Raw genomic sequence first — 12605 nt, 5'->3', positions numbered from 1 at the left:
TTACAACTATAAATTCCAGATATTTAGAAAATATTAATCTACTATTAATAACACGTTAAAAAAAATCTAATAAACTAAAGCAAATACAAGATTTTTTCTAATTTCCTTTAGGAGGATAAAATGAACAATAGTAAATTACAGGCATTTTGCTTACTTGTAGAATTAAAAAAATTAGCCCCTGTCGCCAAAGCACTTGGCATTACAGCCCCCACCGTATCCTTTCATATTCGCTCTATAGAGGAGGAATACGGTATTCGTTTATTTCGAACAAATGCAGGAGGATATCGTTTAACAGAAGCGGGCGAAGGTGTGTATCATTACGCTCGTCAAATGGTTCAACTTCAAAAGGATATGGATCGTTTTATTGAAAATCTTTTAGCAGGCCATATCGGTTCATTACGACTTGGGGCGAGTGGCTTACCTGCCCATATTTTTATGCCAGATTTAATTCATCAAGTTTCAACGACCTATCCTGAGATTCGCATTTCACTAGAAGTAAAAACAGCACCCGAAATTGAAAGAAAGGTAGCACTACAAGAATTAGATTTCGGGCTCATCATGGAGACTAAGCAGGAAAATCCTTTACTTCAGTACGAAACTATCGGTGAAGATGCACTTGTATTGGCATTTAGCCCATCTCACGAGCTAGCAGCACAAAACGACATCACCAAAGAAGATATTCTTAAGTACAAGCTATTGTTGCATACATCCTCTAGCTCCACGAATCACTTCATTGAAAAGTGGATGGACCCATTTCAGCCTTCTATTTACACAATTGAGCTAGATTCTGTGAGCACGATTAAAAAGATGCTGACCTTTGGCAAAAACTTGGCGTTTCTATCTGTTTCCTTAATAGAAGAAGAATTAAAATCAGGTGTACTGATGAAGAAAGATCTACATGATGTAACACTGAATAGAAAAATTCAATTGATTTATCCGAAAACGCGCTTAGACCATAAAATGGATGAATTTGTCAAAGTGTCGGTTTATGAAATAGCAAAGCAATTAAAAATGTCTTCTACGATGACATAATTCCACATACAGTCGTAATAACATGGAATGGGAAGATATTTTTATGAAAGGAGGGTTGTCCTTGCTAACCAAGCTGTTGACAAAAGATTGTATACAGCTTGCAAACTTTGTCCGATCATGGCAAGAAGCAATTCATTTAGCGGCTAGCCCATTAGTACAACAACACAAAATTGAACAGCGCTATGTCGAAGCCATGATTCTATCTATTGAACATTATGGTCCTTACGTTGTCATCACACCCAAAGTAGCCATTCCTCATGCACGGCCATCTGATGGGGTTCTTGAACTAGCCATAAGCTTGCTACGATTACAAAAGCCTGTTTTTTTTAGCCCTAATCAGCCTGTCTACCTACTGATTGTGCTAGCTGCCATTGACAATGCTTCACATCTACAGGTGTTGGCTGATTTGGCATTAGTCTTACAAGAACCCGATCAGATTGATGACCTAATCGCCTGTCAACATGCGGACATGATATGGGAGAAAATCAAACAATATACGACAAAGGAGTCAACAGAATGAAAATTTTAGTCGTGTGTGGGAGCGGTTTAGGAAGTAGCTTTATTTTAGAATTGAATGTTAAAAAAGCATTAGAAGTATTGGGGAAAGATGCAGAGGTAACGCATACAGATTTAGCGTCGGCCAAGGCGGAGAAAGCAGATATTTATTTAGGGGCAGCAGATATCGTGAATGAATTAGCGAAAGACAAAGGAATCATTGTGAGCATCGTAAATATGATGAGTATTTCAGAAATAAAAGAAAAGCTTGAACCATTGCTTTAAGCATTAAAAATTTGGATAGGATGAGGTGTTGGTATGTTAGATGTTATCATGCATGACATTTTAGGAACACCAGCTATATTAGTCGGCCTATTCGCTTTTATTGGTTTACTCATTCAAAAAAAATCAAGTTCCACTGTTCTGTCAGGTACATTAAAAACGATAATGGGCTTCGTCATCCTCGGAGCAGGTGCCACTGTCTTGATTGGCTCTTTAGATCATTTTAGTAAAATGTTTGATCATGCCTTTCAAGTACAGGGAGTCATTCCCAACAATGAGGCCATCGTGGCAGCTGCTCAGACTAATTTTGGTACAGCTACTGCATTAATCATGGTATTTGGTATGATTATGAATCTACTATTTGCGCGATTTACGCCATTAAAATATATCTTTTTAACTGGACATCATACATTATTTATGGCTTGTTTAATCGCTGCTTCATTGTCAGTTGGAGGGATGAGTGGTACACCTCTTATTCTTGTCGGGTCTATTATTCTTGGGCTTTGTATGGTCGTGTTCCCTGCCATTTTACAGCCGACAGTTCGACAAATAACAGGTAGTGACGACTTTGCTGTTGGTCACTTTGGCAGTGTTGGCTATTATGTTTCAGCAAAGATTGGTAAGCTCTTTGGTAATAAAATGAAATCCACAGAGGATATACAGGTTCCGAAATCATTAGGCTTTTTACGAGATACCTCCGTTGCTATTTCTTTAACAATGAGTGTGTTCTTTGTGATTGTTGCCCTTTTCGCTGGCCCTTCCTATATTGAGACTCAATTATCTGCAGGCTCTAATTTTATTATTTTCGCTATTATGCAAGCGATTACATTTGCAGCAGGTGTTTATATTATTTTAGCAGGTGTACGGATGTTAATTGCTGAAATTATTCCAGCCTTCAAAGGCATTGGAGATAAACTTGTACCAAACACAAAACCAGCACTTGATTGTCCAACCATCTTCCCTTTTGCACCAAATGCCGTTATTATTGGTTTCATTTTTAGTTTTATAGCAGGACTGGTTTCCATGTTTATTCTCCCCTTCATCGGACTAAAAGTCATCGTGCCAGGTCTTGTTCCACATTTCTTCACAGGTGCTGCGGCGGGTGTCTTTGGAAATGCTACTGGTGGTAGAATTGGTGCGATGTCCGGAGCCTTTGCCAATGGTTTATTAATTAGCTTTATTCCAGCCATACTCCTTATCTTTATGGGAGACATTGGTTATGAGGGCACAACCTTCGGCGATTCAGACTTTGGGGTAATTGGCATTATTATTATAAATTTATTAAAATTATTCGGCGCTGTTTAGAACATGTAGTAAAGCCTAACGCTATTTTCGTTAGGCTTTTATAGTACTGTACATAGAAGAAGTGCTACGGAAACCTTTTATTAGTAATCTTGCTTTATATTATTAACTTATTATGTATATAGAAATGAATCATTATTCTTAGACATGCTAAAAAATTTATTTTTACGGATGTCTGACATCAGACTAAAAATATTAAGTTTTTGCCGATATATATTTTATACACAACAGGAGGTACACATAATTTGAAGAAATTAATCACTAGCTTTCTTTTGATCACACTGTTGATAGCAGGCTGTTCCTCAGCACCGACAGAAACATCAACGAAAGGATATAAGATAGGGATTTTACTATCAGATGCAGGACTAGGAGATGAATCATTTAATGATTCTGCTTTTAAAGGCTTAGAAAAGGCGCGCGATGAGCTAGGTATTTTGTTTGATTACAAAGAGGCTCCTGATGGTAAATACGAGGAAAAGCTGAATGAGCTTGTAGCAGAAAAATATGATATCATCATTGGTCTCGGGTTCTCTGTGCAAGAAGCACTAGAAAAGACAGCGAAACAAAATCCCTCTCAGCAATTTATACTGATTGACGGACAATCTGAAATTGACAACATCATATCAATTACTTTTAAAGAACAAGAAGGTAGTTTTTTAGTTGGGATGATTGCCGCTATGACAAGCAAAACAGGAAAAGTTGGCTTCATTGGTGGAGCAGATGCTCCTGTTATCCACCATTTTGAAAATGGTTTTATCGAAGGAGCTCGTTATGTAGAGCCATCGATTGAAATTATGAGTGATTATGCTGGTACCTTTGACGATACCCAGGCTGGTGCAGCAATAGCAGAAAGGTATATCAAAAATAACGTTGATTTTATCTACCATGCAGCAGGCTTTACTGGCTTTGGGGCGATAAAAAAGGCCGAGGAAATGGGGATCTATGCAGCGGGTGTTGATATCGATCAGTTTTTTGTTGCAGAAAAAACAGTTGTCACATCCATGCTTAAAAATGTTGACCTTGCCGTCTATCAACTTGCAAAGACATTAGTCGAAAATGGAAAAATTAAGGAAAAATCCTTTGCATTAGGTTTAGCGGATCAAGGTGTGGGACTAGCAGATATTCGTGTAATTCAACTGACAGCTGAGCAACAGACAGCCATCGAAAAAGCCAAAGAAGCCATTATTTCAGGTACGATAAAAGTTACTGCGGAAAAGGGGAATGACCAGTGACACTACGTAAGAAATTATTTATGAACACATTGATTCCAATCGTACTGGCTATGGCTATGATTGGCTTTATTATCCTACAAACATTTACGATCCAAACAACAGCACAGGATGATACGAAACTTTTACTTGCAGTAAAAGAACTAGAGCAAAGCTTAGTTGTTGCCAGTCAATCTTTAAATAATTTTACCTACTTAGATAGTGAGGCCAATAAAAATGAAGCGCTCGCTATTTTACAAGAAACAAAAAGTAATTTAGAGGCATTAGCCTCTCTAACGAGATTACCTGAACATCAGAAAATCGTCGAAAAAATAGCTAGTAAATTTAAAAATCTAGAAAAGGCGACTGAAAGCGGGTTTCAAGAAAACAATCGCTCTGAAATTAAAAAGCAGTCCATCCGAATTAAAGGAATTTTAAACGATATGCATTTGCTCAAAAAAGAAACAAACGAATGGTATCAAGAAATGATCCAAGTAACGAAGCAAAAAATAGGTTTCATTACAACCACTACCATCATAGGTAGTGTGCTATTAATTATTGCTACGATACTTTATTCCTATGTGGCTGCGAAAAGAATTACCAAACCCATTAATCAGATTGTAGATTGCGCACAGGCCGCAGCAACAGGAAACTTAACTATTGATACCTCCACCCTTTCCTATCAAGCTAACAGTCGATATGAGATTGATCAATTAACAAAAAGCTTTGCAGACATGATGAATAATTTAAAAAGTACCGTACAATCCATCGATTATATTGGAAAGGATGTTAATTTGTTTACACAAGAAGTAACGAGCCATATGAACAATATTCATGAAAGTAGTAATCAAGTCGCTACCTCAACCGACGAATTAGCAAAAGGCAGCTATACGATGTCAGAAGACATTCAATCAGTGGCACTCCAAATGAATACTATGGCAGATCAATTTAAGGATGTAATGCATACAAGTGAGCAATCTGCTGACACTGGCAAACAAGCTCTGGAGGCTGTTCAAAATGGTCAATATTCATTAGAAAAACAATCTTCCATTGCAAAGGATATTTCAACGACATCACTTGATATTAAGGAAGCTGTAACTCAATTCTCTCAATTTACTTCGGAAATTGAAGGCGCAGCCAATGCTGTCCATACGATTGCCAGCCAAACAAATTTATTAGCCCTAAATGCTGCCATCGAGGCTGCACGAGCTGGAGAAGCAGGCAAAGGGTTTGCCATTGTTGCCGAGGAGGTTAAAAAGCTCTCTACTGAAACGGAGAATGCTACGAATTTAATCACCTCAATGGTCTCGCATATTCAAGATGGCATTACGCACATCCTTACTACGGCTGAACGAGGTTATCTGCTATCAAATGAGCAATCTCAATCCATGGTAGAAACAGAACAATCATTCTCAGTTATTACCATGCACATAACAAATATCTATCGCGATTTACAAAATCTCACAAAAGAAATGGCACAAACGAATGAAATGAGCCAACAAGTAAATAGTACTATTGAAAATATTTCTGCTATTACAGAAGAAACGGCTGCTGGCACAGAAGAAATATCAGCATCAACGCAAGAGCAGCTACTATCCTTACAAAAAATTAGTACTAAAATAGACGAGCTTCAAGCTATGACGGATACATTGATGAATGAGCTCAAAAAGTTCACCCTATAGCATATTAATTCATTACCTAAAGAAATCCAGTGAAAAGTTTCACTGGACTTCTTCATGTTGTTAAAAAAGCTCTGTCTCTAACAGAAAAAACCTTTTAGCAAGGTGAGGGGTTGATTTCCGTTCCGCCAGCGTCCTTTCCAGGAGGCGTCCGTTGAGCCGCTTTACTCCAATCAACATTTCTGCAAATCTTATCTTTCGCACTAGCTGTAGAAAACAAAATAGCCATGATTTGTATAATTAGAGTAAGAATAGGCTCTTATTTCAATTTGGAGAAGTGATGAATGACACCACCCTTCAAAAAAAGAACAGGGAAAATCTTTGCTAAAAAGATACATTTTTCTAGGATTACCCCTAAACAATATAGAACTAAGTATTCTCATAAATAATTCGATATAGAGGGAAAGTAAAAAGATGGTAGGTATCAATTTTTACTTTCTCTTTCCTTTTTTGAAGTACTAACAATATCATCTATGTCATACCTTAAATTAAAACGTAACCATTACACTTTAAGGAGGTCTATGTGGAACGTCTCCATTTTTCCAAATATGTATTGAATTTTTGGTTGCTCTTCATTCTATTCATAGGCATGCTACCACTACTGTTATTCAATGTTTCAGCACTAAACGACCTTAGTTCCTCTCTACTCAATTTAAATACGATATTTTTAAGTATTTTAATTGAAGCATTACCATTTGTCTTAATTGGAATACTGATTGCTGGCTTTATTCAGATTTTTATAACAGAGGAACATATCCAAAGGTGGATTCCTCGAAACCCTGTGATGGCCGTTATCATGAGTTGTCTTGTAGGTGCATTATTTCCAGCCTGTGAATGTGGGATTGTTCCGATTGTTAGAAGATTGATTGTCAAAGGTGTACCTATACATGCAGCTATAGGCTTTATGTTAACTGGTCCACTTATTAATCCCGTTGTTATTCTTTCTACTTATATGGCATTTGGAAATGATTTAAGAATAGCGAGCCTTCGAATGCTTGTTGGCTTTGTCATCGCTATTGTAGTAGCATTACTTATCAGTTTATTTTTTAAAGGCTCCCAATTTAAGAGCACTTTACAGCCCTACTCATTAACAACCTCTAGTCAACAGATATCCTTCTTCACCAAATTATTAAATGTGGTCAAACATGCCATCGATGAATTTTTTGATATGGGTAAATACTTAATTATCGGGGCATTTTTAGCTGCCTTTGTACAAACCTATGTATCTACCAAAACACTTGTAGCCATTGGAGAAGGTGAACCCTCCTCCATTCTAGTTATGATGGGCTTAGCCTTCATTCTGTCACTTTGCTCTGAGGCAGATGCCTTTATTGGTGCATCCTTTAGTGCCATTTTCTCCACCCCATCCATTCTGGCCTTTCTTATTTTTGGCCCTATGATCGATTTGAAAAATACCATTATGTTGATGAGCGTATTTCGTTTAAAATTTGTTTTTTGGTTAATCGCCTTAGTGGCTATAGTTGTCTACATTAGTATATGGATTCTTTCAGCGTATCTCTAAGGGGGAAAACCATGAAATTTCACGTTCAACAAGCGCTAAGAGCCTTAATGTTACTCGCCTTTTCGGCTATGATTGCCAACCTGCATTGGACCGGAGAACTAGCAAAATTTATCAACCCTAAATATGAAGGGCTGAGTAAAACAGCCGCCATTTTATTTTTTATACTATTTCTTGTTCAAGTGACAAGAGTTATATCTTTTTCAAAGGTTCCCCATTCATGTGATCAAACGGGACAAGCATGCTGCTCCCATCACGATCATGGTCACACAGCCTTTACCCGAAAAAAAATAATAGCCTACCTCATTATTATGACACCAATAATGACAGGCTTCTTCGTGCCAGCAAAAATTTTAGATGCATCCATCGCTGATAAAAAGGGTGGTGCATTTATTCTCACTCAGCAAAACCGATCAACTAAAATTGAGGATTACCTCACTTCAAATGAAACGATTGATGAAAACATCTATGATGAGCATGATGCTGATCCCAGACTGATGGAAGAAAAACAGGAAATGACAAAAAAGCAATATGACAAATTAAAGCAACAGTTATCCCAACAATCTATGCTGAAAATGACTGATGAGGACTATACGATCTATTACGAGGAAATTAATCAAAATTTGGCTAACTATTTAGGGAAGAAAATACAGTTGAAGGGCTTTGTTTTAAAAGAAGAAAGTTTTACAGAAAAGCAACTAGTGATTTCAAGGTTTCTTATTACGCATTGTGTCGCCGATGCCAGTATCGTTGGCTTTCTGACAGAGTTTTCGGACGCTCCTACACTCACAGAAGATACATGGATTGAAGCGGTCGGTACAATTAGTCAAACAACATATGAGGGTGCAAGCTTACCTATTATCCATATTGATGATTGGGTAACAATCGAACAACCCGAATCACCTTATCTTTATCCTATTAATATTCGAATGAGTTTCTAGCAACAAAAGGGCAAAGCTTATGGCTTGCCCTTTTTCAGCTATTAATGGGGGATCGCACATCTAAGCCTAAATGGGAACGTAATGTGCTACCTTCATATTCAGCTCTGAATAGCCCCCGCTCTACTAACATGGGAATAACGTCGCTAAAGAACAAATCCAAAGATTTCGCAGGTCCACCTGGTATGGCAATAAAGCCATCCAATGCACCCTCTTCATAAAAAGTAACGATTTGATCGACAATATCCTGTGGTGTACCGATTGCTACAAGGTGGGCTGAGCCAATTACCTCTGGACGTGCTAACAATACTGCGACAGTTGGTTCATTGTTTATAATATAACGACGTACCAATTCTGCATGTGTTTTACTACGTACTTGTTGATTCTTTGATGGCAGCATATCAACCGTTACCTGATCTTCAAGTGCCAAATGACGAACATCCATACCAATCACAGATTCTAAAGCTCTGTAGCGTCGCTCAAGTGTTAAATGTGCATATGCTTGTCGGTGCATTTCGAGTGCTTCTTCATATGTATCCCCTATAAAGAAATAGAGTCCAGGTAATAAGCGAATATCGTCGGCTGAACGACCTACTTCTATAGCCTGCTGACGTAAATCATTACGCATCTCAATACCCACCTCCATGGCTGGTGTAGCCGCAAAAATCGCATTGGAAACCGTAGCCGCAAATCGCCGCCCAACATCCGACGCACCTGCTTGGAAGAGCGGAATCTCTCCTGCTGGATGCATAGGTAGATTTAGGGGACCCTTTATATGGAAAAATTCGCCCTCATGTTCAATTGGCTTAACAAGCTCTATTATTTTCTCTAATTTTCCATCCATTTCTAATGTTTCATAGGGATGACTATGCCATAGCTGCTTGACCACCGCTGTACATTCTGCAGCTTTAGCATAACGCTCCTCGGAAGAAGGCATGGGCTCATTGCTGAAATTATGGGCGCCATCTATAGAGGTGACGATATTCCATCCAACTCGTCCTTCGCTAATCCAATTTAAGGACTGCAATTGACGCGCAATCAGATAAGGTGGCGTAAAGGATGTGGAAATCGTTGTTACTAAGCCAATCTGTTTCGTTTCTCTTGCCACCATCGCCATTAAAAAGCTAGGATCTAAGCCAACTGTTCCTTTCATTTTAGCCATTAATTCTGGATGAGCTATTAAATAATCCGCTTTAAATACAAAATCTAATTTCGCTGCCTCAGCACGCTGCGCAAATGCAATATGTTCGTCTATCAAGGCGCCCTGTTTGCCATGATTCCCGTAAACAGCTAAATGCATTCCAATAATAAGGTGTCTTTTCACTGCTACTCTCCTCCTCTATAATTGATAATGATTATCATTTTCATAATAATTATTCGTGGCAGAGATTGCAATAAAATACACTTTACAAATGAAAAATGCATATACAAAATAATATTTACTACAAAGTTAAATAAAGGTATTATTGAGATAATTTAATAATATTTAAGCGGAGGAATCATGAGAAAATTTGCCTCTTTATTTATAGTTACTCTTTTAATATTTCCAATTGGTGGAGCATCTTTTATAGAAGATCCTATACACAAATCATCTATTCCGCCAAACCTTGGTGCTTCTGCTGAGAAATCTCATTCTACCCTCACAGCTGAAAAAAGTGATTCTCTTCTTACAACGTCTTCTACCTTTCCAACTGGTCAGGGTTCGATGAGCTTTAATTTTAAAGCGCCTAGTAATGGCACTGCTACAATTCAAATTTATGTGAAAAATAACAGCTCACAATCTATTAGGTTTATATTAACTGCACCTAATGGAACGGTTTGGATAGACGGAGAGATCATTAAATCTGGACAATCATTGACTTCAACTTACGAGTTGGATGCAAGCCAAGCTGGTCAATGGTTCATGAAATTTGATAATAATGATGGTTCTTCAATTACAGTCGATATAAATACAAGTTACGAAATTTAAAATATTCAAATAGGTGATGCAAAAATTTGTTTTTCCGTTGGGTCCCAGAGAACAATTCCAACATCCTGCTTCTGATCGATTACCCGAATGGTAATGGGGATATAGTCAAATAAAATTGTATTTATTTTTGTACTAGTGAGCTGTAACAAGCCAATTAATTCAATATCGTTAACCAGTGGTACATGTATTTCTAGATTAATATCTGTTAATTTACCATCTTCATAACGAAGTTTTCCCATGATTTTAGGATTTAAATGTTTAAATCCACCTTGAATATCCTCTTTAAAAATTAATAATTTATTATACATATTTTGGTCCAAACTATATAAAGCATCTGATGGGAATACATAATGCTTTTTATCTATATCAAGCCATTTTGTTATGGTATCTGCATCTTTAGGTATAAAGGTTTCAGCTAAAAATATGCCCGGAATAATATCGTTTATATTAGATTCTTGATATAAAGTTAAATAAATAGGAACTCTCGGATATTTTTCATTTTTTCTAATATCCTCAAGAATCCTTTTAGCTACTTCCTTACCGTAATTTTTAACGTCGTTGATATCATCATCATTTTGGTCTACTTTCACTTGGCCTGTGTAAATTAAACCATTGGCATCGGAAACTCGTATATCATAAAACTCATTTAATGAGATGGCGATTGACAGCCCCTCTACTTTGTTATTTTCCTTATTAATAAAATTTTGTTCTAACACATGTGAGAGAATCAAAGGATACTTTTTTTCATCCTCTAGTACATTGTCACTTCTAGTTTCAATGGCTGGATTTAACCCAATACCTTCCTCTGTCTTTCTACTTAACCATTGGTTGATCGTTTTCTCTTCTAAATATTGGCCTTGCTGCATATAAAACTTGTCTGTTGAGAAATGATTCACCGATAAATTCATGAGTCCTCTTTCTATTTCATTAATATTTAAAGCATTATTCATATTTTTGATAAATGAACCTCTAGCAATATTGACTTTTGCAGGCTGTTGAATCTCATATACTTCCTTTTTCTGAATCGATGAAATATACTTTTTCTCATTAGCAGTAACACTTTCGTCCTCACTACTACAAGATGCTAAAATCAATATTGGTGCGAATAAAAATAACATACGCCTTCTTTTTTTCATTGCTATTTCTCCTTGCATATTATGTATCATTTGATAACTTACCTCATTTAACGATACCAAATTTACCAAAATAAAACATTACATATTTACAAATCTCCACATTTACCTATCGGATGATCAAAAAAGACCTATGCTCGTTTTCTCGAACATAGGTCTTACTGCTTTATAGTTTTTTCAACTTATGAGTGGGTTTTTCACTACTTTGGAGCGGCTCTCAACTCTTTAAGAGCGAGTTCCCGCTTCTTTGGAGCGACTCTCACACTTTTAGGAGCGGGTTCTCGCTTCTTTGGAGCGGCTCTCACACTTTTAGGAGCGGATTCCCACTTCTTTGGAGCGGCTCTCAACTCTTTTAGAGCGGATTTCCCCCCTCAATACTATTTGGCATTTTTATCGGGCTGGTGAATACCAAATACATTGCCTTCCGTATCAAGATAGTAGCCTTGCCATGCCATTCCTGGTAGTGCGTACTTTGGCATGGCTACTTTGCCCCCGTTTTCAAGAATTTTTGCTTCCGTTACATCATAACTTTCAACACCCATCGTACAAGCAAAGCCATTCAACGCTTGGTTTGTTTCTGGTGAAGGACCTTGACGTTGCATTAAAGCACCGTTAATCCCAAGTTCATCATCTTCACCTGTCACAGCACCGAAGTAAGGCATTCCTGCATATTCACTCCAGTCCTGAAATGACCATCCAAAAACTTCCCCATAAAAATCCTTTGCCCGCTCCATATCACTTACATGAATTTCAAAATGAACTAATCTCCCCATAGTATCCTCCTTAAAGATGAATGTATTTGATCATATTTACTATATATCATTTTTCTGAAAATTAAAATTAATAAATCATCTATCTATTAATGTACCTTCCGATTCGAATGATTCCACAATAAATCAGATACTACTCCTTTAAACGACTGTCAGAGGCATCTTTATTTCTGCAATACCAACAACAAGTTGGTTTATAGAGAATTATTATAACTACAAAAAAATGTGTGATTAGAAAATGAAATATTCTCCAATCACACTCTATTAGGGGCTAGCAA

General features: G+C 37.2%; 12 protein-coding genes. 9 read left to right on the top strand and 3 right to left on the bottom strand.

The features are described 5' to 3' along the window. Nucleotides 1-120: 120 nt before the first annotated feature. The 8 genes from HCH28_RS08250 (at nt 121) to HCH28_RS08215 (ending at nt 8458) form a co-directional block, all read left to right on the top strand. Nucleotides 121-1032 carry a LysR family transcriptional regulator gene (locus tag HCH28_RS08250; protein ID WP_221680566.1) on the top strand — a complete coding sequence of 304 codons (912 nt, stop codon included), beginning with the start codon at nt 121-123 and terminating at the stop codon, nt 1030-1032. 61 nt (nt 1033-1093) lie between these two features. After that, entirely contained in the window at nt 1094-1552 is a 459-nt protein-coding gene (locus HCH28_RS08245) for a PTS sugar transporter subunit IIA (protein ID WP_221680565.1), read from the top strand. Further along, nucleotides 1549-1812, top strand: a complete 264-nt coding sequence (locus HCH28_RS08240; protein WP_004232490.1) for a PTS sugar transporter subunit IIB — start codon at nt 1549-1551, stop codon at nt 1810-1812. The genes HCH28_RS08245 and HCH28_RS08240 overlap by 4 nt, the downstream gene beginning before the upstream one ends. A 33-nt stretch (nt 1813-1845) precedes the next feature. After that, the gene (locus HCH28_RS08235; RefSeq protein ID WP_221680564.1) at nt 1846-3114 is read left to right on the top strand and encodes a PTS ascorbate transporter subunit IIC; all 1269 of its coding nucleotides are present in this window, start codon (nt 1846-1848) and stop codon (nt 3112-3114) included. A 242-nt stretch (nt 3115-3356) separates the two neighbouring features. Continuing rightward, complete coding sequence (locus tag HCH28_RS08230) at nt 3357-4343, top strand: BMP family lipoprotein (RefSeq protein WP_221680563.1); 987 nt, start codon at nt 3357-3359, stop codon at nt 4341-4343. After that, nucleotides 4340-6001 (top strand): methyl-accepting chemotaxis protein, encoded by a 1662-nt coding sequence (locus HCH28_RS08225; protein ID WP_221680562.1) that lies wholly within the window; start codon nt 4340-4342, stop codon nt 5999-6001. The genes HCH28_RS08230 and HCH28_RS08225 overlap by 4 nt, the downstream gene beginning before the upstream one ends. Before the next feature lie 520 nt (nt 6002-6521). Continuing rightward, on the top strand, nt 6522-7520 hold the full coding sequence (locus HCH28_RS08220; protein ID WP_221680561.1) for a permease: 999 nt from the start codon (nt 6522-6524) through the stop codon (nt 7518-7520). Between the two features lie 11 nt (nt 7521-7531). Further along, entirely contained in the window at nt 7532-8458 is a 927-nt protein-coding gene (locus tag HCH28_RS08215) for a TIGR03943 family putative permease subunit (RefSeq protein ID WP_221680560.1), read from the top strand. A 34-nt stretch (nt 8459-8492) separates the two neighbouring features. Here HCH28_RS08215 and HCH28_RS08210 read toward each other — a convergent pair whose 3' ends face one another. Then, nucleotides 8493-9755, bottom strand: coding sequence for an NtaA/DmoA family FMN-dependent monooxygenase (locus HCH28_RS08210; RefSeq protein WP_255601037.1), 1263 nt, complete (start codon nt 9753-9755; stop codon nt 8493-8495). Between the two features lie 201 nt (nt 9756-9956). Here HCH28_RS08210 and HCH28_RS08205 point away from each other — a divergent pair, with 201 nt between their 5' ends. Next, nucleotides 9957-10424 (top strand): hypothetical protein, encoded by a 468-nt coding sequence (locus tag HCH28_RS08205; RefSeq protein WP_221680558.1) that lies wholly within the window; start codon nt 9957-9959, stop codon nt 10422-10424. 5 nt (nt 10425-10429) lie between these two features. Here HCH28_RS08205 and HCH28_RS08200 read toward each other — a convergent pair whose 3' ends face one another. Together HCH28_RS08200 and HCH28_RS08195 are read right to left on the bottom strand one after the other, a co-directional pair. After that, on the bottom strand, nt 10430-11560 hold the full coding sequence (locus tag HCH28_RS08200; RefSeq protein WP_221680557.1) for a CamS family sex pheromone protein: 1131 nt from the start codon (nt 11558-11560) through the stop codon (nt 10430-10432). Between the two features lie 374 nt (nt 11561-11934). Continuing rightward, the gene (locus tag HCH28_RS08195; protein ID WP_221680556.1) at nt 11935-12330 is read right to left on the bottom strand and encodes a VOC family protein; all 396 of its coding nucleotides are present in this window, start codon (nt 12328-12330) and stop codon (nt 11935-11937) included. Between the last annotated feature and the right edge of the window lie 275 nt (nt 12331-12605).

Source organism: Lysinibacillus sp. K60, assembly GCF_019731275.1.
Lineage (GTDB): Bacteria > Bacillota > Bacilli > Bacillales_A > Planococcaceae > Lysinibacillus > Lysinibacillus capsici.
Note: the sequence above shows the minus strand (reverse complement) of the source record. Positions and strands in the feature narration are given on the sequence as shown.

Bases quoted from the DNA above. Each gene is read 5' to 3' on its own strand.
- HCH28_RS08250 (WP_221680566.1), top strand. From the start codon at position 121: ATGAACAATAGTAAATTACAGGCATTTTGCTTACTTGTAGAATTAAAA.
- HCH28_RS08240 (WP_004232490.1), top strand. From the start codon at position 1,549: ATGAAAATTTTAGTCGTGTGTGGGAGCGGTTTAGGAAGTAGCTTTATT.
- HCH28_RS08235 (WP_221680564.1), top strand. From the start codon at position 1,846: ATGTTAGATGTTATCATGCATGACATTTTAGGAACACCAGCTATATTA.
- HCH28_RS08215 (WP_221680560.1), top strand. From the start codon at position 7,532: ATGAAATTTCACGTTCAACAAGCGCTAAGAGCCTTAATGTTACTCGCC.
- HCH28_RS08210 (WP_255601037.1), bottom strand. From the start codon at position 9,755: ATGCATTTAGCTGTTTACGGGAATCATGGCAAACAGGGCGCCTTGATA.
- HCH28_RS08205 (WP_221680558.1), top strand. From the start codon at position 9,957: ATGAGAAAATTTGCCTCTTTATTTATAGTTACTCTTTTAATATTTCCA.
- HCH28_RS08200 (WP_221680557.1), bottom strand. From the start codon at position 11,560: ATGAAAAAAAGAAGGCGTATGTTATTTTTATTCGCACCAATATTGATT.
- HCH28_RS08195 (WP_221680556.1), bottom strand. From the start codon at position 12,330: ATGGGGAGATTAGTTCATTTTGAAATTCATGTAAGTGATATGGAGCGG.